The organism is Microbacterium sp. NPDC056044 (assembly GCF_042267145.1).
Classification (GTDB): Bacteria; Actinomycetota; Actinomycetes; order Actinomycetales; family Microbacteriaceae; genus Microbacterium.
Window position 1 is genome coordinate 1,030,406 of sequence record NZ_JBHJWZ010000001.1, and the last position, 24,993, is coordinate 1,055,398.

General features: G+C 72.4%; 19 protein-coding genes and 1 tRNA gene. 11 read left to right on the top strand and 9 right to left on the bottom strand.

Features of this window, described 5'->3' with window-relative positions:
- Nucleotides 1-44: 44 nt before the first annotated feature.
- A complete protein-coding gene (locus ACFC1I_RS04890; protein WP_376006712.1) occupies nucleotides 45-1,787 on the bottom strand; it encodes a S1C family serine protease in 1,743 nt (580 codons plus the stop codon).
- Nucleotides 1,788-1,905: 118 nt separating this feature from the next.
- On the opposite strand from ACFC1I_RS04890, the gene ACFC1I_RS04895 reads away from it, so the two are divergent.
- Entirely contained in the window at nucleotides 1,906-3,105 is a 1,200-nt protein-coding gene (locus ACFC1I_RS04895) for an aminotransferase class I/II-fold pyridoxal phosphate-dependent enzyme (protein WP_376006713.1), read from the top strand.
- Between the two features lie 33 nt (nucleotides 3,106-3,138).
- On the opposite strand, the gene ACFC1I_RS04900 is transcribed toward ACFC1I_RS04895, so the two are convergent.
- Together ACFC1I_RS04900 and ACFC1I_RS04905 are read right to left on the bottom strand one after the other, a co-directional pair.
- Complete coding sequence (locus ACFC1I_RS04900; protein ID WP_376006714.1) at nucleotides 3,139-3,942, bottom strand: carbon-nitrogen hydrolase family protein; 804 nt, start codon at nucleotides 3,940-3,942, stop codon at nucleotides 3,139-3,141.
- Nucleotides 3,939-4,457 carry a DUF6328 family protein gene (locus ACFC1I_RS04905; protein WP_376006715.1) on the bottom strand — a complete coding sequence of 173 codons (519 nt, stop codon included), beginning with the start codon at nucleotides 4,455-4,457 and terminating at the stop codon, nucleotides 3,939-3,941. The genes ACFC1I_RS04900 and ACFC1I_RS04905 overlap by 4 nt, the downstream gene beginning before the upstream one ends.
- A 92-nt stretch (nucleotides 4,458-4,549) precedes the next feature.
- On the opposite strand from ACFC1I_RS04905, the gene ACFC1I_RS04910 reads away from it, so the two are divergent.
- Nucleotides 4,550-4,623 (top strand) — tRNA-Met (locus ACFC1I_RS04910).
- A gap of 95 nt (nucleotides 4,624-4,718) precedes the next feature.
- Here the strand turns inward: ACFC1I_RS04910 and ACFC1I_RS04915 are convergent.
- The gene (locus tag ACFC1I_RS04915; RefSeq protein ID WP_376006716.1) at nucleotides 4,719-5,147 is read right to left on the bottom strand and encodes a MarR family winged helix-turn-helix transcriptional regulator; all 429 of its coding nucleotides are present in this window, start codon (nucleotides 5,145-5,147) and stop codon (nucleotides 4,719-4,721) included.
- Nucleotides 5,148-5,272: 125 nt separating this feature from the next.
- On the opposite strand from ACFC1I_RS04915, the gene idi reads away from it, so the two are divergent.
- The 7 genes from idi to ACFC1I_RS04950 are packed head-to-tail and all read left to right on the top strand — an operon-like array spanning nucleotide 5,273 to nucleotide 10,882.
- Entirely contained in the window at nucleotides 5,273-5,824 is a 552-nt protein-coding gene (gene idi, locus ACFC1I_RS04920) for an isopentenyl-diphosphate Delta-isomerase (protein WP_376006717.1), read from the top strand.
- Nucleotides 5,821-6,876 carry a polyprenyl synthetase family protein gene (locus ACFC1I_RS04925; RefSeq protein WP_376006718.1) on the top strand — a complete coding sequence of 352 codons (1,056 nt, stop codon included), beginning with the start codon at nucleotides 5,821-5,823 and terminating at the stop codon, nucleotides 6,874-6,876. Before idi ends, ACFC1I_RS04925 begins: the two co-directional genes overlap by 4 nt.
- Complete coding sequence (locus tag ACFC1I_RS04930) at nucleotides 6,873-7,754, top strand: phytoene/squalene synthase family protein (protein WP_376006719.1); 882 nt, start codon at nucleotides 6,873-6,875, stop codon at nucleotides 7,752-7,754. Before ACFC1I_RS04925 ends, ACFC1I_RS04930 begins: the two co-directional genes overlap by 4 nt.
- Nucleotides 7,751-9,316 carry a phytoene desaturase family protein gene (crtI, locus tag ACFC1I_RS04935; RefSeq protein WP_376006720.1) on the top strand — a complete coding sequence of 522 codons (1,566 nt, stop codon included), beginning with the start codon at nucleotides 7,751-7,753 and terminating at the stop codon, nucleotides 9,314-9,316. The genes ACFC1I_RS04930 and crtI overlap by 4 nt, the downstream gene beginning before the upstream one ends.
- Before the next feature lie 2 nt (nucleotides 9,317-9,318).
- A complete protein-coding gene (locus ACFC1I_RS04940) occupies nucleotides 9,319-9,672 on the top strand; it encodes a lycopene cyclase domain-containing protein (RefSeq protein WP_376006721.1) in 354 nt (117 codons plus the stop codon).
- On the top strand, nucleotides 9,669-9,992 hold the full coding sequence (locus ACFC1I_RS04945) for a lycopene cyclase domain-containing protein (RefSeq protein WP_376006722.1): 324 nt from the start codon (nucleotides 9,669-9,671) through the stop codon (nucleotides 9,990-9,992). Before ACFC1I_RS04940 ends, ACFC1I_RS04945 begins: the two co-directional genes overlap by 4 nt.
- Nucleotides 9,989-10,882, top strand: coding sequence for a prenyltransferase (locus ACFC1I_RS04950; RefSeq protein WP_376006723.1), 894 nt, complete (start codon nucleotides 9,989-9,991; stop codon nucleotides 10,880-10,882). Before ACFC1I_RS04945 ends, ACFC1I_RS04950 begins: the two co-directional genes overlap by 4 nt.
- 51 nt (nucleotides 10,883-10,933) lie before the next feature.
- Here ACFC1I_RS04950 and ACFC1I_RS04955 read toward each other — a convergent pair whose 3' ends face one another.
- Entirely contained in the window at nucleotides 10,934-13,843 is a 2,910-nt protein-coding gene (locus ACFC1I_RS04955; RefSeq protein WP_376006724.1) for a UPF0182 family protein, read from the bottom strand.
- A gap of 94 nt (nucleotides 13,844-13,937) precedes the next feature.
- Nucleotides 13,938-15,065: a PDZ domain-containing protein gene (locus tag ACFC1I_RS04960; RefSeq protein ID WP_376006725.1), complete on the bottom strand. Its 1,128-nt coding sequence runs from the start codon at nucleotides 15,063-15,065 to the stop codon at nucleotides 13,938-13,940.
- A gap of 146 nt (nucleotides 15,066-15,211) precedes the next feature.
- Between ACFC1I_RS04960 and ACFC1I_RS04965 the strand changes: the two genes are divergently transcribed.
- Nucleotides 15,212-16,651 carry a zinc-dependent metalloprotease gene (locus tag ACFC1I_RS04965; RefSeq protein WP_376006726.1) on the top strand — a complete coding sequence of 480 codons (1,440 nt, stop codon included), beginning with the start codon at nucleotides 15,212-15,214 and terminating at the stop codon, nucleotides 16,649-16,651.
- 775 nt (nucleotides 16,652-17,426) lie between these two features.
- On the opposite strand, the gene ACFC1I_RS04970 is transcribed toward ACFC1I_RS04965, so the two are convergent.
- Together ACFC1I_RS04970 and nudC are read right to left on the bottom strand one after the other, a co-directional pair.
- The gene (locus ACFC1I_RS04970) at nucleotides 17,427-19,205 is read right to left on the bottom strand and encodes an ATP-dependent helicase (RefSeq protein ID WP_376006727.1); all 1,779 of its coding nucleotides are present in this window, start codon (nucleotides 19,203-19,205) and stop codon (nucleotides 17,427-17,429) included.
- Nucleotides 19,202-20,116, bottom strand: a complete 915-nt coding sequence (gene nudC / locus ACFC1I_RS04975; RefSeq protein WP_376006728.1) for an NAD(+) diphosphatase — start codon at nucleotides 20,114-20,116, stop codon at nucleotides 19,202-19,204. Before nudC ends, ACFC1I_RS04970 begins: the two co-directional genes overlap by 4 nt.
- 77 nt (nucleotides 20,117-20,193) lie before the next feature.
- Between nudC and ACFC1I_RS04980 the strand changes: the two genes are divergently transcribed.
- Nucleotides 20,194-21,594 (top strand): phosphotransferase, encoded by a 1,401-nt coding sequence (locus ACFC1I_RS04980; RefSeq protein WP_376006729.1) that lies wholly within the window; start codon nucleotides 20,194-20,196, stop codon nucleotides 21,592-21,594.
- 42 nt (nucleotides 21,595-21,636) lie between these two features.
- Here the strand turns inward: ACFC1I_RS04980 and ACFC1I_RS04985 are convergent, their stop codons facing one another.
- The gene (locus ACFC1I_RS04985; protein WP_376006782.1) at nucleotides 21,637-24,990 is read right to left on the bottom strand and encodes an ATP-dependent DNA helicase; all 3,354 of its coding nucleotides are present in this window, start codon (nucleotides 24,988-24,990) and stop codon (nucleotides 21,637-21,639) included.
- Nucleotides 24,991-24,993 lie beyond the last annotated feature (3 nt).

Consider the following 24,993-nt stretch of genomic DNA (forward strand, 5'->3'; position numbering starts at 1 on the left):
CGCGAGCCTACCTGCTGCGAAATGGCGTCCCTGGGAGGTGTGGATTACTGGAGCGACCCCAGCGTGACCTCGACCGTCTGCGTCTTGCCGTCGCGGACGTACGTGACCTCGGCCTTGCTGCCGGCCGCCGCGGCGCGCACCTGCGCCGTGAGGTCGGTCGCGTCGGTGACGGGCACGCCGTTGAAGCCGGTGACGATGTCGCCCTTGCGGAGGCCCGCAGCCGCCGCCGCACCGCCGTCGCTGACGGCGTCGATGTAGGCGCCGGTGATGGTGGAGCCTTCGACGGATGCCGCGGCCTTCACGTTCGCGCCGAGCAGACCGTGGGTCGCCTCGCCGTTCTCGATGAGCTCACCGGTGATCCGCTTGACGACGTCGGAGGGGATCGAGAAGCCGACGCCGATCGAGCCGGAGCCGTCGGAGGACGAGCCGCCCGCGGTCGCGATCGCGACGTTGATGCCGATCAGCTTGCCGTCGGAGTCGACCAGCGCGCCGCCCGAGTTGCCCGGGTTGATGGCCGCGTCGGTCTGGATCACCGAGATCGAGATGCTCTCGGTGGCCGCCGACTGCTGGTCGCCCTGACCGAAGTCGAAGCGGAACGGGCCCTGCTGGTTGTTCTGATCCTGCTGGTCCTGGCCGTCGCCGCTGTCGCCGCTGTCCGGCGCCGCCGATGACGCGATCGAGATCGAGCGGTTGAGCGCACTGACGATGCCCTCGGTGACGGAGTTCGCGAGGCCGAGCGGTGCACCGACGGCGACCGTCGTGTCGCCGACGTTGAGCTTGCTCGAGTCGGCGAGCTCGATCGGGGTGAGGTCCTCGGCATCCTTCAGCTTGATGACGGCGAGGTCGTACATCGGGTCGGTGCCGACGACCTCGGCGTCGTAGACGCGTCCGTCCGAGGTGGTCACGCGGATCGCCGCGTCACCGGTGGCGCCGTCGAGCGTCACGACGTGCGTGTTGGTGACGACGTAGCCGTCCTTCGTGAGCACGACGCCCGAACCGGTGCCGGCGGCCGACGAGCCGGTCGCCTCGATGGTGACGACGCTCGGCACGACCTTCGCCGCGATCGCGGTCGTCTGGTTGACCGAGTCGGTGTTGTTGACGGTGACCGTGCTCGGGCCGGCGGCGGGCGATGCGCTCACCGGGGCGAACCAGGTGACGCCCGCGTAGGCACCGCCGAGCCCCGCGGCACCGCCGACGATGGCGGCGGCGACGATGAGGCCGACGACCTTGCCGGCACCCGAGGACTTCTTCGGCGCCTTCGTCGCGGTGGGCGCCGCACCGGTCGCGCCGGCGATCGGCAGCGTCGGCTGGGCGTCCGCGGGGTTCACGCCGAACGCGGCGCCGGGGGCGCCGGGCCCGGGCTGGCCCGCGTAGGAGTGGGGATAGGGCGCGGGCTGCCCGGCGTAGCCCTGCGGACGGGCGTAGGCCTGCGCTCCGGCCGGGTAGCCGGCGGGCGGCACGGGCTGGGTCGGGGCCGTCGGCTGCACCTGGGCCGCGGGCTGCGCGACCGGCGCCGGCGGAACCGGCGGCAGCGCAGCCGCGGTCGCGGCCGGGGTGGCGTGGGGCGCGGGCTGCTCGGGCGCCACCGGAGCGGCGGGCTCGGTCGCGGCGGGGGCGGCGGACTGGGAGGGCGCGGTGGGCGGCGTGGGCTGAACGGCCTCCGGCGCGGCCGCGGCGGGAGCCGGGGTCTCGGGCTGGGCGGGCGTCTGCGCGGCGGCCTCCGCGGCCGACTGCGAGGGGACGGCGGGGGTCTGGTCTTCCGGGCGATCGCCCTGGATGTCGCTCATGGTTGCTCCTTCTGCCAAGCACTCACCACTGTGCCCACCGATGCTGTGCGTTTCTTATGTCGCGAATGGGACTCGCCTATGCAACAGGGATGAGCCCGCCCGGTATTACGGTGAAGCGATGCGACAGATCCCCGGAGCATGGCGCCGCACGGCCGCGGGCGCCGGACTCGTCGGTTCCGACGGGTCGATCCACCCCACCATCTTCGCCGAGATGTCGGCCCTCGCGGCGCGCACCGGCGCGATCAATCTCGGGCAGGGCTTCCCCGACGAGGACGGCCCGGCCGAGGTGCTCGATGCCGCCCGCTCGGCCATCGCGAACGGCGACAACCAGTACCCGCCGGGCCGCGGCATCCCGGATCTCCTGTCCGCCGTCGCCGAGCACCAGGAGCGGTTCTACGGGCTGAGCCTGGACCCCGCGCGGGAGGTGCTGGTGACCGCCGGTGCGACAGAGGCGCTCGCCGCCGCCCTCCTGGCGCTGCTGGACGGCCCGGACGACGAGATCGTGGTGTTCGAGCCCCACTACGACTCGTACGCCGCCGTGGTCGCGCTGTCGGGCGCGCGGCTCGTCACCGTGCCGCTGCGGTGGCCGCACTTCCAGCCCGACCTCGACGAGCTGCGCGCCGCGGTGAGCGACCGCACCCGCGTCATCCTCGTGAACGATCCCCACAATCCGACCGGCGCGGTCTTCGGCGCCGAGGTCCGCGATGAGATCGTGCGCCTCGCCGAGCGCCACGACGCGGTCATCGTCACGGACGAGGTGTACGAGCACCTCGTGTTCGACCAGCCGCACGTGCCGATCGCCACGCTCCCCGGCGCGTGGGAGCGCACGCTCACGATCTCGTCCGGCGGCAAGACGTTCTCGACCACCGGCTGGAAGATCGGCTGGATCTCGGGCCCCGCCGATCTCGTCGACGCGGTGCTCGCGGTCAAGCAGTTCCTCACGTACGTCAACGGCAGCCCGTTCCAGCCGGCGATGGCGACCGGCCTGCGCCTGGGCGACGACTTCTTCCGCGGCATCGCGGCCGCGCTGCGCGCAAAGCGCGACCTGCTCGGCGCCGGGCTGCGCGCCGCGGGCTTCGACGTCTCGACGCCCGCCGGCTCGTACTTCACCGTCGTCGATGCCGGGCCGTTGGGGGCGACGGATGCTGCGGCCTTCTGCCGCGCCCTCCCCGAGCGCGCCGGGGTCGTCGCCATCCCGCTCACGGCGTTCGCGACGCCGGACCGGCGTGCGGAGTACTCCACCCTGGTGCGCTTCGCGGCGTGCAAGCGCGTCGAGGTGCTCGAGGAGGCGGCCTCCCGTCTCGCGGGCCTCGCGTGAGCCGGGCGTGACTGTGGCCTGAGCCCCCGGGGGTCAGCGCGGCACGACGCCGAAGCGCCGCAGCGTCAGCGCCGGATTGACGCGGCGCACACGCTCGATCGCCCCGACGTCGAGGTGGGCGACCGCGACGTCGGTCGACGTGCCGACGGCAGCGAGCTCGACGCCCTGCGGGTCGACGATGAGCGAATTGCCGACGCCGAGCGGCGGCGGGTGATCGGCTGCGGCCACGAACACGGTGTTCTCGATCGCGCGGGCATGCAGGAGCGTGCGCCAGTGGTGCTCCTTGAGCGGACCGCGCACCCACTCCGCCGGTACGACGAAGACGTCGGCGCCGGCGTCGACGAGCAGGCGCCCGACCTCGGGGAACCGCAGGTCGTAGCAGGTCATCAGGCCGAACCGCAGTCCGCCCAGCTCGAACGTCTGCGCCTCGCCCGGTTCGCCGGGCTCGACCCAGTCCGACTCCCGCTGCCCGAAGGCGTCGTACAGGTGCAGCTTGCGGTAGTGCGCCACCAGTCCCGTCGCGTCGACGGCGACCGCGGTGTTGCGCACGCGCGCGCCGTCGCTCGCGCGCTCCAGCAGCCCGGCGACGATCGTCGTCTCGTGCTGGGCGGCGAGTCGCGTCAGCGCGGCGACGAACGGCCCGTCCAGCTCCTGCGCGTTCTGCGCGAGCGACTCGTCGAACGGGTCGACGAAGTAGCTCGAGTACTCGGGAAAGACCACGACGCGCGCGCCGCGGACGGATGCGGTGGCGACGAGCTGCGCGATCGACTCGAGGTTCACCGTGGTGTCGGCCGTCGGCGCGAACTGCGCGACCGCGATCGGCAGGGTGTCGGTCATCGGCGTTCTCCGTTCGTGCGACGGCGTGCGCGCAGGATCGCGGGCACCACCAGCCACAGCCCGAGGACCAGCGCCCCGAGCGGGATGAGCGCCCACCAGAACGCCGACCCTCCGAGGACGACGTCGAAGACGAACGCCACCACGCCCACGAGGAGCACCGCGACGGTCCCGAGTGCGACGACCAGCGCGACGTGCCCGAAGCGCACGACCTCGGCCTTCGCCCGTTGCTGGAACAGCGCCCGGTGGAGAGCGACCGGCGCGAGGGCGACGATCGAGCTGAGCGCGGACAGCACCACGAGCCCGAGGTAGAACGCCTTCTGCGAGCCGGTGAGATCGCCGAATGCCGGCTGGAACGCCAGCGCGAGCAGGAAGCCGGTCAGGATCTGGGTGCCGGTCTGCAGCACACGCACCTCCTGCAGCACCTCGCTCCAATTGCGGTCGGCGCGCTCTTCGGGGGTCTCGTCGCGGCCGTCGACACGGTCGTCCCGCGGGTCGGCATCGCGCTCGGTGGGCATGCGTTCATCCTGGTCCGCGGTGCGCGATCGGGGCAACCCGACCGCCCCGTGGTCACGAGCACTCAAACCCCGTGCTAGGCTATTCCTTGTGCCGCGGGGTGGAGCAGCTCGGTAGCTCGCTGGGCTCATAACCCAGAGGTCGCAGGTTCAAATCCTGTCCCCGCAACAGAAAAGAAGGAAGGGCGTCCCGTCACGGGGCGCCCTTCCTTCGTTGTGCGGCGCAGACATCCGCGGCCGCCACGAGCGGAGCGGATGCCGCCGTCAGGGCTCCGGATCCATGGCGCCGCTGAGATCATCCAGGAAGCGCGCGACCACCGCGAGTTCCGCCTCGTCGTACTGCATCGCCATCGCGCGCATCGCCCGCAGCTTCTCGCCGAACACGCGGAAGAACGTGCCCCGCGCATCGTCGGTGAGCACGACCACGCGCCCTCGACGATCGGTGGGATGAGGCATCCGTTCGACATGACCTGACTCGACCAGACGATCGAGGAGCTTCGTGGTCGACGCGGTCGAGATGCGCAGATGCCGGGCGATGTCGCGCGGGCTCACCGATCGATCCTGTCGCTCGCGGATGATGAGCAGCCGGAGCGCCGCGACATCCGTGGCGTTCATGTCCATGTCGCCCTTCATGCCGCTGTGCATGCGCTCCATGGCGTCGCTGACGGCACGGATGGACGTGAGCACACGCATCACCGCGTGCTCATGCTCCGTCTGTGGCAACCAGCGTTCGGACATCGTGGAAGTTCCTTCCGACCCGTTGTAGCATCGCACAAGAGGTATTGCTAGTTTAGCTAGCAATCTGAGAGGAAGCCATGATGCCCGACACCGACCACGTCGTCCTGCTCGACGATGACGGCCGCGCCATCGGCACGGCGCCGAAATCCAGCGTGCACGGCCCAGACACCGCCCTGCATCTCGCGTTCTCCTGCCACGTGCTCAACAGCGAAGGCCAGGTCCTCATCACCCGCCGGGCTCTCACGAAGCGCACGTGGCCCGGCGTGTGGACCAACTCGTTCTGCGGGCATCCGCGTCCGGCCGAGCCCGTGATCTCGGCGGTCCGCCGCCACGCGGACTTCGAACTCGGCCTCACGCTGAGCGATCTGCGGGTCGCGCTCCCCCTATTCCGCTACCGCGCCACCGACGCCAACGGCATCGTCGAGCACGAAGTCTGCCCCGTGTACACGGCCTACACCGACGACGAGCCCGTGCTCAACCCGCTCGAGGCCGTCGACATGCAGTGGGTCGAGCCCGAAGCACTCGCCGTGTCGCTGGAGGCCACACCCTGGGCTTTCAGCCCGTGGCTCGTGCTCCAGGCCCGGCAGCTGCACCTGTTCGAGACGCCCGCGCGCGAGAGACGCGCGTCATGATCCCCGCGGCGGCGGATCCCGACCTCCGCATCGCGATCGACGGCGCGCTCGCGCGCATCCGTGAGCGCGCGTCCGAAATGGGCCCGGCGTTCGGCGCGCTGGGCGAGGCGATCACACGCGCCGCGCAGGGCGGCAAGCGCCTGCGCCCCGCGCTGGTCACCGCATCGTTCGACGCGTTCCGCACCGACGACGCCAACGCTTCGGCCGCATTGTCCGTCGCGGCCGCCTTCGAGCTGCTGCACACCGCGTTCGTCGTGCACGACGACGTCATCGACCACGACACGATGCGGCGCGGGGTGCCCAACATCGGCGGCGAGTTCCGCCGCCGTGCCGCGGACGACGGCGCCGACGCCGACGGCGCGGCCCTGGTGGGCGACGCCGCGGCGATCCTCGCCGGGGACATCCTCCTCCATGAGGCCTTCCGCCTCGTCGCCATGGCCCACACCGACGACGCCACCCGGGATCGCCTCCTGACGCTCCTCGACGACGTCATCCTGATCTCGGCGGCCGGCGAACTCGCCGACGTCGAGAACAGCGTCGCGGCGCGGCATCCGTCCCGCCTCTCGACCCTCGACACCGCGTTCAACAAGACCGCGGTCTACACGTTCCGCGCACCGCTGCAGGCGGGAGCGCTGCTCGGGGGTGCGGACGGCGACGCGCTGCGCGTGCTCGGCGAGGCGGGCGGTCGTCTCGGCCTCGCCTTCCAGCTCGTCGACGACCTCATCGGGGCGTTCGGGACCACGGCGCAGACGGGCCGCGACACCGGGCCCGATCTTCGGGAGAACAAGCGCACGCCGCTCGTCGCACTCGCCCGCGAGTCCGACGCGGCGCCCCGCGTCGACGAGGCGCTCGCCCTCGCGCGCACGGGCCCCGTCGCCGTGCGCGAGGCGCAGGCGGTCCTCGAGCAGACCGGCGCCCGCGAGCGACTCAAGGAGCTCGTCGACGAGGCGCTGGCTGAGGTGCGGTCCGCCTCGCACGACCCCGCACTCCCCGACCGGGCCGGCGCCCTGCTGCGCACCCTCGCCGAGGGCATCGAAGGACGGATCCCATGAGCACCGTGCGCAGCGCCACCCACACCGGGCTCGCCCTCTACGACCAGGCGGCGGCGGATGCTGCGGCCACGGTGATCGCCCGCTACTCGACGTCGTTCGGGCTGGCGTGCCGGCTTCTGGGCCCGCGTCCGCGGCCGCACGTGCGGAACGTCTACGCCCTCGTGCGCATCGCGGACGAGATCGTGGACGGCCCCGCCGAAGAGGCCGGGCTGTCGCCGGAGGTCGCCGGCGAGATCCTCGACCAGCTCGAGCAGGACACCCTGTCGGCGATCGAGCGCGGCTTCAGCTCCAACCTCGTGGTGCACGCGTTCGCGACGACGGCGCGCGAGTGCGGCATCGGCCCCGATCTCGTGCGCCCGTTCTTCGCGTCGATGCGCACCGACCTCGCCACGCTCCGCCACGACGCGGCGTCGCACGACGCCTACGTCTACGGCTCGGCCGAGGTCGTCGGGCTGATGTGCCTGCAGGTCTTCGTCAACGCGGGTGCGCAGCATCCGGTCGCTCCCTCCCCCGATCTCGTTGACGGGGCGCGTCGTCTCGGCGCCGCGTTCCAGGACGTCAACTTCCTGCGCGATCTCCGCCACGACGAGACAGTGCTCGGACGCGACTACCTCGGCCTGTCGAGAGCCGAGGGCGAGCGCGCCGCCGTGCTCGACCGCATCGACCGCGATCTCGCGGTCGCGGCGAGCGCGATCCCCGCGCTTCCCGCCGACTGCCGTCGCGCGGTGACCGCCGCCCACGACCTGTTCGCGGAGCTCGCGGTGCGCCTGCGCGCGTCCGACGGCGCCGGAGACCGGGTGCGGGTGCCCGACGCCGTGAAGGCGCGTCTCGCGGCCCGCGCGCTGCTCGGTTTCGCCCCGCGGGAGGTGCACGCGTGACCCTTGTCGACGGCCCGCGTCGGGCTGTGGTGATCGGCGGCGGCGTCGGCGGGCTGGCTGCGGCGGCGCTGCTGGCGACCGAGGGCTGGAGCACGACGCTGTTCGAAGCGCGCGACGAACTCGGCGGCCGCGCAGGGTCGTGGGAGAGCGACGGGTTCCGGTTCGACACCGGCCCGAGCTGGTACCTCATGCCCGAGGTCTTCGATCACTTCTTCCGGCTGCTCGGGACGACCGCGGACCGCGAGCTCGATCTCGTGCCGCTGGATCCCGCGTACCGCGTCTACTCCGACCCGTCGACGGGACTGGCCCCGCTCGACGTGCGCTCCGGACGCGCCGAGGCCACCGCGCTCTTCGAGAGCGTGGAACCCGGCGCCGGCGCGCGCCTGGACGCCTACCTCGACTCGGCGGCCGACGCGTACGAGCTCTCGGTGTCGCGGTTCCTCTACGACACGTACGAGACCACGGCGGGCCTGCGGGACCCGGCACTGCTGAAGCGGATGCCGCGGCTCGCGCCGCTCCTCACCCGCAGCCTCGCACGCCACGTCGAGCGACGGTTCACCGACCCGAGGCTGCGGCAGATCCTCGAGTATCCGGCGGTGTTCCTGGGCGGATCGCCGTACGGCGTGCCCAGCCTCTACCACCTCATGAGCCACCTCGACCTGGGCGATCGCGTGCTCTATCCCCGCGGCGGGTTCACCGAGCTCGTCCAGGCGATCACACGGCTGGCCGAGGCAGCCGGGGTCGGCATCGAGACGGGCGAGCGGGTCACCTCGATCACGACCGAGGGCGGTGTCGCGACCGGTGTGGAGCTCGCGGGCGGCCACCGCGTGCCGGCCGATCTCGTGGTGTCGGGCGCGGACCTGCACCACACCGAGACGCGTCTCCTCCCGCGAGCGGAGCAGACCTACCCCGAGGAGTGGTGGGAGTCCCGCACCCCCAGCCCCGGCGCCCTGCTGGTCATGCTGGGTGTGGAGGGGCCGCTGCCGCAGCTCGCGCACCACACCCTGCTGTTCGCCCAGGAGTGGCGCGAGAACTTCACCGACATCTTCGGCCCCCGCCCGCGGATCCCCGATCCGGCGTCGCTCTACATCTGCCGTCCCAGCGCCACGGACCCCAGCGTGGCGCCGCCGGAGCACGAGAATCTCTTCGTGCTCGTCCCCGTGCCCGCAGATCCCCAGCTGGGGCACGGGGGCATCGGCGGCGACGGCGACGCGGCGATCGAGACGGCCGCCGACCGCGTGATCGACCAGATCTCCGCGTGGTGCGACATCCCCGATCTCGCCGAACGCGTCGTGGTGCGTCGCACCGTCGCGCCGGGCGACTTCGCCACGGACCTCGGCGCGTGGCGCGGCAACGCGCTCGGGCTCGCGCACACGCTCGGGCAGAGCGCGGTGTTCCGGCCTCGCAACGCCTCGCGCAAGGTCGAGGGCCTGTCGTACGTCGGGTCGTCGACGCTGCCGGGCATCGGGCTGCCGATGTGCCTCATCTCGGCGGAGCTCGTCGTCAAGCGGCTGCGAGGGGATCGCTCCCCCGGTCCCCTCGCAGAGCCGGCGAGGGTGTGACGGTGCCAGGGCTCTACCTCGCCGCCATCCTCGTCTCCGCCGCCGGCGTGCTGTTGCTCGATCGCCGCTGGCGCCTGGCCGCGTGGCGCTCGCCGGGCCGCACGGCCCTGGCCGTCGGCATCGGCACGGCGTTCTTCCTCGCGTGGGACGCCGTCGGCATCGCCACGGGCGTCTTCGTGAAGGGCGACAGCGCTCTGCTGCTCGGCATCGACCTCGCTCCGCACCTGCCCCTCGAGGAGCCCGTGTTCCTGGCGTTCCTGAGCTACCTGGCGCTCGTCGTGTGGTCCGGCGGGATGCGCCTGATGGCGAGACGGACGACGGATGCTGCGCCCTCGCGTTCGGAGGCGGCCCGATGACCTACTCCCTCATCGTCGTGCCGTTCGTCGTGATCACCGCCGTCGTCGTGCTGCTGACGGCGCGGCGACCCGGCTTCGGACGCAGGATGACGGCATCCGTCATCGCCGCCGTCGTGCTCGTCGCGCTCACGGCCGTCTTCGACAACGTCATGATCGCCGCGGGGCTGTTCACGTACCCCGAGGCACTGATCTCGGGCGTGCGGATCGGACTCGCTCCGATCGAGGACTTCGCCTACCCGGTGTGCGCGGCGTTCCTCGTGCCGGCGGTGTTCACCCTGCTGGCCCCGGCGCGTGCCCGGCGCGAGGAGGTGCGGCCATGACCTCCGCACCGCCCCTGCGCGCCGGCGCCGTCGTCCGCCAGCTCTTCGTCGCCTCGCGGCCGGTGAGCTGGATCAACACCGCGTACCCGTTCGCGGCGGCGTACCTCATGACCACCCGCGAGGTGGACCTGACCCTCGTGATCGGGACGCTGTTCTTCCTCGTGCCGTACAACCTGGCGATGTACGGCATCAACGACGTGTTCGACTACGAGTCCGACCTGCGCAATCCCCGCAAGGGCGGCGCGCACGGCGCGGTGCTCGACCGGCGCATCCACCCGGTGACGCTGTGGGCGTCCGCGCTGCTGTGCGTGCCGTTCGTGGCCTACCTCGCGGTGGTCGGTTCGGCGCTCTCGTGGCTGGTCCTCGCCGCGAGCCTCTTCTTCGTCGTCTTCTACAGCGCCCCGCCGCTGCGGCTGAAGGAGCGACCCTTCTTCGACTCGGCGACCAGCAGCATCCACTTCTTCTCCCCCGCCGTGTACGGGCTCGTGCTCGCCGGCGCGGCATGGACGTGGCCGCTGGTGGCGCTCATCGCCGCGTTCGCGCTCTGGGGCGTGGCCTCGCACGCGTTCGGCGCCGTGCAGGACGTCGCGGCCGATCGCGAAGCCGGGATCGCGTCGATCGCCACGGCGCGCGGCGCCCGCTGGACCGTCCGCTTCGCGCTGGCGTGCTACGCCGCCGCCGGCGCGGCGATGCTCGCCACCACGTGGCCGGGACCGCTCGCCGCGGTTCTCGCCGTGCCGTACCTCGTGACCGTGTGGCCCTATCGCTCGATCGCCGACGCCGATGCGGCCGCCGCGACGAACGGATGGCGCCGCTTCCTGTGGCTCAACCAGTTCTCGGGCTTCGCGGTCACGCTGCTGCTCATCTGGTACGCGGTCCTCAGCGCCTGACCCGGGAACGACGAAGGCCGGCCCCGAGGGGCCGGCCTTCGTGCGTGCAGGCTACTGGCCGCCGCCCAGCTCGATGAGCTTCTCGACCGCGGCGGTGAGTCGCTCGTCGGCCGCGCCGTAGGCCGCCCAGTCGCCCTTCTCGAGAGCCGCCTGGCGGTCGAGCATCGCCTGCTGCGCGTCCTGCAGCGCCGCCTGGTACGCGTCGGTGGGCTCGGTCGGCGTCGTCGGCTCGGTCGGGGTGGGCGCCGGAGTCGGGGCGGGGGTCGCGCCCGGCGTGGGCTGCACGTCGGTGTCACCCGCCTCCGCGCCGGAATCGCCGCCGAACAGCGTGTCGAGCGCCTCGTTCAGGGTGTCCTCGAACGCGATGTCGTCACCGAACGAGACGAGCACCTTCTGCAGCTTGGGCAGCTTCGTGCCCGCAGACGACTGCACGAACACGGGCTGCACGTACAGCAGACCGCCGCCGACGGGAAGCGTCAGCAGGTTGCCGTTGAGCACCTCCGACTGGCCCTGCTTGAGCAGGTTGATCTGCGCCGAGATCTGCGGATCGGAGTTGAACGTGTTCTGCACCTGGCCGGGACCGGGCACGGGTTTCTCGGCGTCGATCACCAGCATCCGGAGCTTGCCGTAGTCCTCGCTCTTGACGCCCGCCTCGCTTCCGGCGTTCGAGTCGACCGCCAGGTACCCCATCAGCACGTTGCGGGCGTTGCCCGCCGTGGCCGCGGGGATGAACGACGTGAACATCGAGTACGTCGGCTGGTCCTGGTCGGGCATCTGCATCGTCAGGTAGTAGGGCGGCTGCAGCTGCGCCTCTTCCTGCGGGTCGGCGGGCGTCTGCCAGCGGTTGTCGCTCTGGTAGAACGACCGCGCGTCGTCGACGTGGTACACGCCGAGGATCGTGCGCTGCACCTTGAACAGGTCGGTGGGGTAGCGCACGTGGCTCATGAGGTCGGCCGACATCTCGCTGATCGGCTCGACCGTCGACGGGTAGACCTTCTGCCACGACTGCAGCACCGGGTCGTTCTCGTCCCACGCGTACAGCTTGACCGAGCCGTCGTACGCGTCGACCGTGGCCTTCACCGAGTTGCGGATGTAGTTGATGTCGTCCAGCGCGAATCGCGGCGCGGGGTTCGAGGAGTCCGAGATCGCGGAGGTCAGGCTGACCGTCGACGAGTAGGGGTAGTTCGCGCTCAGGGTGTACCCGTCGATGATCCACACGATGCGGCCGTCGACGACGCTCGGGTAGGCGTCGTTGTCGAGCGTCAGGTACGGAGCGACCTTCTGCACGCGCTCGCGCGGGTTGCGGTCGTAGAGGATCTGCGAGTTCTGGTTGACGTAGTCCGAGAAGAGGATCTGCTCGGCCTGGAACTTCAGGGCGTAGATCAGCCGGTTGAAGACGTTGCCCAGGCTCGGGCCGCCTTCGCCGTCGAACGTCGTCTTGGTCTCGCCCGAGCCGTCGGCGCCCGACGGGTAGTCGAGCTCGACCGGGTCGGCTCCTTCGGGAGCGCCGACGATCGAGTACGTCGGCGAGTACTCGCCGAAGTACACGCGAGGCTGGAAGTCCTCCTGGTCCGACAGGAAGCCGGTCGCCGGGATGCCGCGCTCGAGGAACACCGGGTCGCCCTCGTTCGTGCGGTCGTTGCCCTTCGCGGCGACGAGGCCGTAGCCGTGCGTGTAGACGACGGCCGAGTTCTGCCAGTCGGCCGCGTTCCCGAGCTGCGCGAGGTTGAGCTCGCGGACCGAGACGACCGTGTCCTGCGACACCCCGTCGATGTCGTAGCGGTCGACGTCGAGCGGGTCGGCGAACTGGTAGTACGAGCGGTACTGCTCGAGCTGGCGGACGTTCGGCGAGATGATCGCCGGGTCCATGATGCGCACCTGGGCGGTCGTCGCCGCGTCGTCGCGCAGCTGGCCGGCGGTGACGTCCGTCACCGCGGTGAAGTCCTGCTGGTCGAGCCCGTCGACGCCGTACGCCTCATGGGTCATGTCGACGTTGCGCTGGTAGTACTCCTCTTCCAGCGCGAAGCGGTTCGGCTGCACCTGGAAGGTGTTGACGACCCACGGGTAGCCGACGCCCACCACGATCGCCGAGACCACGAGCAGCGCCGTCGCGATGAGCGGGTAGCGCCAGCGGCCGATGACGGCCGTCACGAAGAAGAGGATCGCGACGATCACTGCCGCGAACGCGAGGATCGTCTGGCCGGGGATGATCGCGTTGACGCCGGTGTAGCCGGGGCCGGTGATGCGGTCGCCGGGCTCGACGAGCGTCTTGAAGCGGTCGAGCCACAGGCTCGCGCCCTGCACCAGCAGGTAGAGGCCCGCGATCACCGCGAGCTGGATGCGCGCCGACTTCGAGATGCGCAGCTCGCGCTGACCGATGCGCACGGACCCGTACAGGTACGACACGAGCGCGGTCACCAGCAGGCAGATCAGCAGGACCGCGGAGGCGAAGCCGATGAGCGAGCTCCAGAACGGCATCGCGAACATGTAGAAGCCGGTGTCGAGCCCGAACTCGGGGTCGGTGGTCGTGGTGGCGACGCCGTTGAACCACAGCCACGTGGTCTCCCACTGCGCGGAGGCCGCGAAGCCGGCGAAGAAGCCGAAGAAGATCGGGATGCCCCACATCGCGAGCCGGCGCAGCGGCTCGACGACCTCCTGGTAGCGGTCGAGCTGGGAGCTCAGCCGCGCGTAGACGGGACGCAGACGGTAGGCGAGCTGGATGGCGAGCCACACCGGCACCGCCATGCCCAGGAACCCGACCACGAACATCACGACGCGCGCGACCCACTGGGTCAGCAGCACCTCCGAGAACCCGAGCTGGTCGTACCAGAGCCAGTCCGCGAAGAGACTGGCGAAGATGAAGAAGGCCACCACGAGCGCGGCGATGATCGCGAGGGTGATGGCGATGACGCGTCGGGTGCGAGAGGGTGTGGCCGGATTCGGCGCGGAGGTCGTGGTCACGTTCCCATCCTAGGCGGGCGATTCTCGGCACCCGCCTTGTCCTTGCTGGGCGAACTCTAAGAAACGTGCAACGTTTCGGGCACGATCGGCCCGTTCACTTCACGGTGCAGGTCGGGAGCGCGTCGAGGTCGCCGCCCGAACTCACCGCGTCGAGCACCGCCAGCGCGTCGTCGAGGTCCTCGACCGAGAACACGCGCAGATCGCCGGGGACATGGCCCACGACCTCGTCGCAGTTCGCCTCCGGGGCGAGGAACCACTGGGCCCCGGCATCCACCGCGCCCCACATCTTCTGACGGATGCCGCCGATCGGGCCGACCTCGCCGTCCGCCGTGATCGTGCCCGTGCCGGCGACCTGCTCGCCGCCGTTGAGCTCGCCCGGGGTCAGCGTGTCGATGATGCCGAGCGCGAACATCATGCCGGCGCTCGGCCCGCCCACGTTGTTGAGCTGGATCGTGACGTCGATCGGGAAGTCGTAGTCCGTCGTGAGGTTGACGCCGAGGAGCCAGGTGCTCTCGCCGTCGTCGCCCGTGGCTTCCTTCGGGGTGACCTCCACCGTCTCCTGCTCCCCGTCGCGCTCGACGACGAGCTCGATCGGAGCGCCCTCCCCCTCGTTGACGACCGAGCGGAGGGCCGAGACATCCGTCAGCTCCTGGCCGTTCGCCTCGAGGATGAGATCGCCCTGCTCGAGGACCCCTTCGGCGGCCGCGCCGTCGATGACGGAGTAGACCGACAAGGTCGCCCCGACGTCGTAGCCGAGCTCGGTGAGCGCGGCCGCGGTCGCCTCGTGCTGCGAGTCGACCATCATCTGCGCGCTCTCCTCGTTGCGCTGGTCGGGGGTCTGCCCCGCGGGGAAGATCGAGTCGATCGGCATCACGGCCCGGCTCGGGTCGAACCACGCCATCGCGAGCTCGAACCACGACGGGGTGTGCTCGCGGTTGCCCTGCACCTGCACGGTGAGGAGGTCGAGCGAGCCGTCGGTGGGGTACGTCTCGGCGCCCTCGACCGAGATCAGGGGCACCTCCTCGCCGTCGGCGTTCTGCGCGGTGCCGAGGGTGTTGTACACGGGTCCGGGGCGCTGGATCACGTACGACGTCGGCAGGAACGTGATGACGAGCAGCACCACCATGGCGACCGCGAGCGCCCACACCCCCGCGAGCGTGCGGCGGGACATCCGCGGCCGCGGAGCGGGCTCGATCGTCGTGTTCTCGTCGAACAGGGCCACGCGGGACCTCTCTTCCGTGCCTTGTCGTTGATGCGCCTGGTCGTTCGCGACCGGCGTAAGGCGTAACGGGTCCCTGCCGGGGAGTGCGACGGATGCTGCGACTAGCGTAGAACGCAACCTCATCGACCGGCTGAAAGGCGGCTGAAGTGGCAGACGACGTCACTGGCGGGGGCGACCCCGGCCCCGAGGACGACTTCCAAGAGCTCATCCGCCAGCTGTTCGGCGGCGCGGCGGGAGACTTCGACCCCGAGCAGCTCTCACGGCTGTCGGGCATGAACATCGACCCGGCGATGATGCAGGCGGTCATGCGCCAGCTGCAGGGCGCCTTCGAGGGCGCCGACGAGACCGGCATCTCCTGGGACATGGCCAAGCGCCAGGCGCTGCACATCGCCAACCAGGAGGGCCTCGGTGTGACCGCGGGCCAGCGCACCGACCTCGACCAGGCGTTCGCGCTGGCGACGCTGTGGCTGAGCGAGGCCACGACGATCTCGGAACTCTCGTCGCCCCCGGCGACGCTCACACGCGGCGCCTGGGTCGAGGCGACGCTGCCGGTCTGGCAGGAGCTCGCCGCGCCTGTGGCGACGAGCATCGCGGACGCGCTCACCGCTGCGCTGAGCGAGCAGGCTCCCGAAGACATGCAGGGGCTCGTGCAGGGCGCCGGGCGTCTCATGCGCACGGTCGGCGGCTCGCTCTTCGCGTCGCAGCTCGGCCAGGTCGTCGGCAACCTGTCGAAAGAGGTGGTGAGCGGCGGCGACGTCGGCATCCCGCTGATGCCGGACGGTGAGGCCGCGATCCTCCCGCAGAACTTCGCGGACTTCGGGCGCGATCTCGAGGTGCCTGAGGACCAGCTCGCCCTGTACGTGGGCACCCGCGAGCTCGCCCACGCCCGTCTGTTCCGGCACGCGCGCTGGCTGCGCCTGCACGTCATCTCGCAGGTCACCGACTTCGCCCGCGGCGTGCACGTCGACACCGACGCACTCGAAGACCTGGCGACGCGGTTCGACCCATCCGAGCCCGAGGAGCTGCGCAGGGCGATCGAGAGCGGCGCACTGCTGCCCGCTCGCTCCGAGGCGCAGGACGCGGCGCTCGCGCGCCTCGAGAACCTCCTCGCCACCGTCGAAGGCTGGGTCGAGGTCGTGACCGAGGACGCGACGTCGCGACTTCCCTCCGCGCAGCGCATCGCGGAGGCCGTGCGTCGCCGCCGCGCCGTCGGGGGTCCCGCCGAGCGTGCGCTCGGTTCGCTCGTCGGCCTCGAGATCCGCCCGCGCCGCATGCGCGAGGCGGCCGCGATGTGGCGTGCGGTGACGGATGCTGTGGGCCCGGCCGCGCGCGACGCACTGTGGGACTACCCCGACCTCATGCCGAGCGCGGCCGACATCGACGATCCCGCGGCGCTCGTCGCCCGCCTCGAGGCCCGCGCCCGCGGCGAGGAGCCGGTGCGCGACGAGATGGACGACGCCCTGGCACGCCTGCTCGCCGGCGAGGAGCCCGGCGCACCGGCCGGGGACGAGGCATCCGCTCCCCCGTCCGAGGGTGACGACCCGGGCGACGAGGGCGGCGCGCCCGACGACCACCGGCCGGTGTAAGCCGGGGGGGACACCGCTTCCTCCCCAGGCGGCCGGAAGCGGGCGGAGCGGGGACTGCTCCTGTGGATAGGGGCCGCGCACCCCGATGCATGCGACAGGATCGGGCGCATGCTGCGACTCGACCCCTCGTATCCCCCGGTGTGGCGGACCGACTCGACGATCCAGTTCGGCGCCGAGGCGATCGCCGTGGTGGACGATCCTCAGCCGTGGCAGCAGCGGCTGCTGCGCGAACTCGAGAACGGCATCCCCGACGGCGCGGCGGTGCCGTTCGCGCAGGCGCTGGGCGCACCGGACGCGGCCGCTGCGGCGCGGTTCCTGTCGCGCATCCGCCGGGCGCTCGTGACGGATGCCGCGGCGCACCGTCGCGTCACCGTCCACGGCGCCGAGGAGGTGCCCGACGAGCATCGCGAGGCGGTCGCCGCCGGCCTCGCGGCCGAGGGATTCGAGGTGGACGTCGCCCACCGGTTCGATCCGATCGGACACGGCGGGACGGATGCTGCGGCCGTCGTCTTCGTCGTGCACCGCGTGGTGGCGCCCGGCGCCGCCACCGCACTCATGAGCGCGGACCTCGACCATGTGCCCGTCGTCCTCACCGGTTCAGGAGCGGACGTCGGCCCGTTCGTCGAGCCGGGCCGGAGCGCGTGCCTCGCCTGCGTCGCCGCTCACCGACGCGACGGCGACCCGTCGTGGCCGGTGGTGGCGGCACAGCTGCTCGGCCGTGCCGTCGAGAGCGAGCCGGCGGTGCTGTGGGAGTCGGGGATCGTCGCCGGGCGCCTCATTGCGGAGCGCGCGCGGACCCCCTCGGCCGACCGGACCCGGTCGGTGACCCTGCGCGCCGGCTCGCTGCACCGGCACGTGCGCTCGCACCGCCCGCACGCAGAGTGCCGTTGCCGATCTCTCGCAGGAACCGCGACGGCTGCCGCTCCCGTACGCCTCGTGCCCACGACAGCGACAGCGTTCGCCCGGCTCGCGTGATGCCGACGTACGCGAGGCGGCGCTCCTCGTCGACCTCTTCGAACGTCGTCGCGTACGAGATCGGGAGCAGGCCCTCCGCGACTCCGACCAGGTGCACGTGGTCCCATTCCAGGCCCTTGGCGGCGTGCAGCGTCGCGAGCGTCACGGTGCGCATCGCCGGCTCGTCATGGGCCTTCGCGCGCGCGGTGAGCTCGTCGGCGAAGGCGCGCAGTGTCGTGCCGTCGGGAGCCTCCTGCGCGAGGCGCAGCAGGGCCGCGCGCGCTTCCCACGCGTCGCGGAGCGCTCCGCCCGCCTCCGGCGGCTCGTCGGTGAGGCCCCGCGAACGCAGGATGTCGCGCACGGTCTCGACGAAGCCGCTCTCGATGGGGGCGACCGATGCGGCGCGCAGCTCCATGACAGCCTGCCGCACCTCGGGCATGTCGAAGAAGCGGCGTCCGCCGAGCACCGTGGTCGCGATCCCCGCGTCGGAGAGGGCGGCCACGAGCTCCGCCGACTGCGCGTGGGCGCGGTAGAGCACCGCGATGTGGCGCGGATCCGCGCCGTCGGCGATCTGCGCGCTGATCCGCGCGGCGATCGCACGGGCCTCGTCCCGGTCGTCCTCGAACGCGGTCACGGTGGGAATCGGCGCGGCATCGGCGCCGGTATCACGGTCGTCGGGCGGCGCGAGGTGCAGGGCGCCGGGACGCCCGCGCATCAGCTCGTTCGCGACCGCCAGGATCGGGGCATCCGATCGATAGTTCGTCTCGAGACGCACGACCCGGGCGCCCTCGTAGCGCGACGGGAAGTCGAGGAGGTACGCCGCGTCGGCTCCCGCGAACGAGTAGATGGTCTGGCTCGCGTCGCCGACCACGCAGAGGTCGCGGCGGTCGCCCAGCCACAGCTCGAGCAGCCGGTTCTGGAGGGGCGAGACGTCCTGGAACTCGTCCACGGTGAAGTGGCGGTACTGCTCCCGCACGGCCTTCGCCACCTGCGGCTCGGCCTCGAGCATGCCCGCGCACGCCAGCAGCACGTCCTCGAAGTCGAGCTGGCGGCGTTCGTCCTTGAGTTTCTCGTAGGCGTGCTGGAGCGCCACGACGCGGTCGACCCCGAGCCGGCCCACGCCGTTCGGGCGCGCTGTCGCATACGCCTCGACGCTCAGCATCGAGACCTTGCGCCACTCGATCTCGGACGCGACGTCCCGCAGCGTCGCGACGTCGGGCGCGAGCCCGATGCCGTCGGCGGCGTGGGCGAGCATGCGCACCTTGTTGTCGATGATGCCGGGTGCGGTGTCGCCGGCGAGCGTCGGCCAGAAGAAGTTGAGCTGTGCGAGGGCGGCCGCGTGGAACGTGCGGGCCGATACTCCACCCACGCCCATCGCGCGGAGGCGGCCGCGCATCTCGCCGGCGGCCTTGGTCGTGAAGGTCACGGCCATGACGCGTCCGGGCGAGTACGCCCCGGTGTCGACGCCGTGCGCGATGCGATGCGTGATCACGCGGGTCTTGCCGGTGCCGGCGCCGGCCAGCACCGCCACGGGGCCCCGCAGCGCCGTCGCCGCCTCGAGCTGATGCTCGTCGAGCCCTGCCAGGGCACCGGCGCTCACACGCGCTCCGCGTGCCAGTCGGCGATGAGCCGGTGCGCGATGGACGCCCGGCCCGGGAGCACGACATCGCCGAAGCCTGCGAGCGCGCGCCCGATCTCGTCGCGGGTGAACCAGCGGATCGCCGCGATCTCGTCGCCGTCGGCGCGCGCCGCCGCATCGTCGCGGGACTGGGCGAGGAAGCCGACCATGAGCGAGCGCGGATACGGCCACGCCTGCGACCCGCGGTAGAGCACCGTGCCGACGTCGACGCCGGACTCCTCGGCCACCTCGCGCCGCACGGCCGCCTCGAGCGACTCGCCGGCCTCGACGAAGCCGGCGAAGCACGAGAACCGGTCGGCGCCCCACAGGGCGTTGGAGCCGAGCAGCAGCAGGTCGGGATCGTCGGCGCTCGTGATGGCGACGATCACCGCCGGGTCGGTGCGCGGGAAGTGCTGCCGGCCGCAGTTCGGGCAGCGGCGCGACCACCCGGCATCGCCGAGGAGGGCCAGCGTGCCGCACGCCGGGCAGAACGCGGCGTCGATGAGCCAGCGGCCGAGGCTCAGCGCCTCGACGAACGCGCCGGCGTCGCGCGGCGACAGCAGCGCACCCACCGTGCGCAGGCCGGCCCAGCCCGCCGGGGCCTCGAACAGCTCGTCGTCCTGCGAGGCGAACACCGCGGCGAGCAGCGCCGCGCCGTCGTCGTCGCGCCCGAGGAAGGCCCACTCGGCGCCGTCGGGGGTGTCGGCGGGCGCGAGCCACAGCAGGGACTCGGTCGCGGCGAGGGGTGCGGAGTCGCCGACGATGACGAGGACGCGGGACGCGGCATCCGTCTTCGCAGCGTCGAGGAGGCCGGGAATCAGCCTCTCATCGGCCGCGCGGTCGAGTCCGGGATGCGCCAGCGGATTCCGGCTCGTGCTGTCGGGCGCCGTCATCGAACATGCTCCGCTTCGTCGTTCAGGGCCGGGCGTGGCGCGGGGACGGACGAGCGCGACCGACCTACCCTGGGCACATGGCACGCTCACCCCTCACTCTAGCCGCGTCGGTCACGTCGGCTCTCCCGCGGGTCGGCGTCGTCGGAGTCGGCGCCCTCACCGAGGGAGCGGCCGGACGATACGACACGGCGGTCGCCGACCTCGACGACGGGCGGCGCGTCGTCGTGCGGGTTCCGGCCGACCCGTCGTCCGCCCCCGAGCTCGCGGCCGAGGTGCGGGCACTCCGTGCGCTCACCCCGGGCGTGCGCGGCCTCCTTCCCTTCCGCGCCCCTGAGCTGCTCGGCGAGACGGGTCTCGGCGACACCCGCGTCGTCGTCGTGGACTTCCTTCCGGGCTACCGCGTCGACGCGGCATACCTGCCGCCCGGGCGGGGCGCAGCCACCTCGCTCGGCGCGGCGCTCGCCGCGCTCCATGCGCTGCCGCACTCGATCGTCAAGGCCGAGGGGCTTCCCGCCCGCACCCCGCAGCAGGTGCGTGCCGACGTCACGCGCCTGATCGAGCGGGCGGTCGCGACCCGACGGCTCCCGGTCGCCCTGGCCGAGCGCTGGCACCGCGCCGTCGACGCCGACGAACTGTGGCGTTTCGAATCAGCCGTCGTGCTCGGCGGCGCCGGAGCCGCGTCGTTCCTGTTCGAAGACCTCGACGGTGTGCCCACGGTGACCGGGCTCCTCGAGTGGCACGGCCTGTCGATCGGCGACCCCGCGACGGATCTGCAGTGGCTCGCGTCCGCGCCCGACGCCGCAGAAGACGTCTACGCCGCCTACGTCGCCGCCAGCGGCCGTGCCCCCGACGCCCGGGCACGCGAGCGCTCCCGCCTGTACGCCGAGCTCGAGTTCGCGAAGTGGCTGGTGCACGGGCATGACGCCGACCGCGACGACATCGTGGCCGACGCCGTGGAGCTGCTCGAATCCCTCGCCGGCGGCGTCGCCGGCGACGACATCGCGGCCGACGACGCGCTCGACGTCGACGACGCGATCGCGCTGCTCGAACGCACGCCCGGCGCCGGAGCGGCCGGTGCGCCGACCATCGACACGTCGATGCAGACCGACGCGTACGACCCCGAAGAGCTGGCGCAGTGGTTCGCCGACGAGGACGACGCCCGCCTGCCGCACACCGGGCCGGTCTCACCCGCCGCGCCCGAGTCCTTCGACACGCAGGAGATCTCGGCCGACGAGCTCGCCGCGTTCCGCACGGTCGACGCCGGCGCCGCGCCGGCGGAGCCGCCCGCGCGACACCCCGACGACGACCTCTCGACCGCGCCTATCGCACTGCCGGGCGCGGCGGGCGCCGCGGGCACGCAGGGTGAGCCGGCGGCGCCGGGCATCGCCACCGCGCGCGAGCATGACGGCGGGGTGGATGCCGCGGCCGAAGCGGAGCGCGCGTCCGAAGCGGCACTGCGCCGCTGGCTCGCGGACTGAGACGCCACCGCGGCGGGGCGGCCTCGTTCGCGCGGAGGCCTCTCAGCTGCGCAGGATGACGTCCTCCGCGACGTAATAGAGCGCGACGTCGATCTCGTCGAGGGGCACGCCGTGCTTCGAGTGATAGGCCTGCCGGTACAGCTCGAGCTGCAGCATCCGCTCGTCCTTCTCGGCGTGGGTGCGCGGCGCGACGCCGGTCTTCCAGTCGACGATCTCGATGCGGCCGCCGCGGTCCTCGCGCCGGTACACGGCGTCGAGCTTGCAGATGACGATGTGCTCGCGGCCATCGGGACCGATCGTCGTGAAGTCGATCTCGGTCTCGACCTCGATCGGCTGCAGCGGCGACCACTCCGACGCGAGGAAGCGTTCGCGCAGTGCGGCCAGCGCGGCGGCGTCTTCGACGGAGGCCTCGGTGCCCGGGGCGTCTTCGTCGGTCTCCCACAGCGCGTCGTCGAGTGAGCCGCCCAGGCCGGAGCGCCCCGAGCGCTGCTCGACCCACGCGTGGAAGAGCGTGCCGAGGCGCGTCTGGCGGAACGGTCGCTCGGGCATCGGCCGCGCGATGTCGGCGAGCGTGCCCTCGAGGTCGGCCACGTACTCCTTGTACCGGGACGCCGCAATGCGGGTCGGCGCCGTGTGCACCGGGCGCGCGCGCCGCGCGTCGCGTTCGGCGAGCAGCAGCGCCGCCTGCGGATCCACCTCCGCCCGCGGCGCCGCGAGGGCGGCGTCGACTGTCGCCGCGGCGTCGGCGACGGTCGCGCGGCGGGCGCCCAGCGGATCGATGGGCCACTGCAGCACGCGCCGCTCCCCCTGGTACGGGTCGTCACCGGGCTCGTCGTCGGGAAGCGCGACGTCGAGCGCCTGGGCGATCTCGGCGAAGAAGGTGCTGCGCGTGCGCGGGCGCTTGGTGCCCGACCACGTCGCGCCGGTGAGCAGCAGGTGGTCGCGGGCGCGCGTGACGGCGACGTAGGCCAGGCGGCGATCCTCTTCGAGCTGGCGGGCTCGATTCGCCTCGACGAACGTCTCGATCGCCTCCTTGAGCTCCTGCTGGGTCGTCGCGGACTGCCAGCCGAGCGCGGGCAGCCACGCCGAGTCGCCGCGGAACGCGTACGGCAGCACGCCGAACCCGAGCCACGCCTTGGTGTCGCGCGGGGCGCTCGGCAGCTCGTCCTTCACGAGGCGCACGACGGCGACGGCGTCCCACTCGAGGCCCTTCGACCCGTGGATCGTCAGCAGCTGCACGACGTCGTCCTCGGGGGGCTCGGTGCGCGGCGCGAACTCGTCGAGCTGCTCGGCGTGGTCGAGCCACGCGAGCAGGCTCGACAGCGAGCCCGTCTCGTCGGCCGCGAGGAACGCGTGCACCTCGTCGACGAACGCACGCAGCTGCGCCGACGCGATGCGCGCGGGGCCGCGGGACTCGTTCGCCGCGAGCTCGATGTCGAGGCGCAGCTCGAGCTCGATCAGCCGCACCAGTTCGGGGATCGGCATGGCGCTCGCCTGACGGAGTCCCGCGAGGACGGAGGCGGCGTCCCGCAGCCGTACGCGAGCCTCGGGCGTGAACCCGTCCAGCCAGCCGTGGTCGGGCTTCTGCCGCAGCACGAAGTCGAGCGCGTCGACGAGCGAGCCGTCGTCGTCGCCGGCACTCCCCCGGATGCGCTCGACGACCTCGGGCGCGAGCGGCTGCAGCGCGGTGTCGTGGCGTGCGAGGCGACGGGAGAGCGCCGCGAGCTCGCGCAGGTCGGGCAGGCCGATCGCCCACCGCGGCCCCGACAGCAGGCGGATGAGCGCCGAGCCCGCGGACGGGTCGCTGATGACGCGCAGCGCACAGACGACGTCGACGACCTCGGGGGTCGAGAGCAGTCCGCCGAGGCCGAGGATGCGGTGCGGGATGCCGCGGCGCCCGAGCGCGTCGCCGAAGCGCACCATGTGCTTCTTGCTGCGGAACAGGATCGCCCCGGTGGTCGATCGGCCGCCGTCGGCGCGCTCGGCGCGCACGCGCGCGAACCACTCCGCCACGCGGTCGGCCTCGGTGTCGAGGTCGGTGTCGAACCCGAGCTCGACCACACCGGCCGGCGCGCCCGGCCGTGGCTGCAGCTCGCCGACCGCCACGGTCGCTGATGCGGCCAGCGGCGCCAGCACCGCGTTCGCTGCCGACAGCACCGAGGCGCTGTTGCGCCAGCTCGTGAGGAGCGAGTACTGCGCGCAGTCGCCGCCGGGCGAGAACGCCGCGGCGAAGCCGCCGAGGTTGCCCGCACTGGCCCCGCGCCAGCCGTAGATCGCCTGATGCGGATCGCCGACCGCCATCACGCCGGTGCCGGCGAAGAGGGCGGCGAGCAGGTCGGTCTGCACGACGGAGGTGTCCTGGTACTCGTCGAGCAGCACCACGCGGTAGCGGTCGCGCAGCTCGTCGGCGACGGCGCGGTGGCTCGCGACCACCTCGAGGGCTCCGGCGACCTGGTCGGAGAAGTCGATCACCCCGAGCCGGAGCTTCTCTGCGGCGTACTCGCGCGCGAGGTCGGCGAGGAGGGCGAGCGCGTCCACCCGGTCCGCCGCGTCGGCGACATCGGCGTACACCGTGGTGCGCCGATTCGTCGACGGCAGCTCGCGCACGGTGCCGAAGCGCGCGGGGAACGCGGCGAGCGCGTCGAAGTCGACGAGGTTGTCGACGCCGTCACGGGCGATCCGGAGCGCCGCGTCGACGATCGTGCGCACGGCCTCGCCGCGCGCCTCGAGCCGCGGGTCGTCGGAGGCGAACACGACGCGACGCATGAGGAGCCACGCCGCGGACTCCGACAGGACGGCGGCCTCGGCATCCCGCCCGATCCGGAGGGCGTGCTCGCGCACGATCTGATCGGCGAAGCTGTTGTACGTCGCGACGCTCGGCCGGTGCAGCAGCGCGTCGTCGACGGAGTCCTGCGCGACGGCGTCGACGCCGTACGCGAGCGCGTCGAGCAGACGGTGCCGCTCGGCCGACGCGCGTGCGCCGTCGACGCCGGATCGCTCGAGCTCGCCGAACACGTCGAGCCGTCCTTCGGCCGCCAGCGCGGGCAGCGCCGGCAGCAGGCCGCGTCGCTCGAACTCGGCCAGGCGCGCGAGTCGCTTCTGGATGCGTTCCGCGAGCTCGCCTGCGGCCTTGCGGGTGAACGTGAGGCCGAGCACCTCATCGCGCCGCACGATGCCGTTCGCGACCAGCCACACGACGCGCGCTGCCATCGTCTCGGTCTTGCCGCTGCCGGCGCCGGCGACGACGAGCGCGGGCGCCAGGGGCGCCTCGATGACCGCGACCTGCTCGTCGGTGGGCGGGAACTGCCCGAGGGCGGACGCGATCACCCGTGCAGACAGGAGGGGGGACGGGGACACGGATGCTGCGGCCCCCGGCTGCGGGCCGGCTCCCTGCACGAT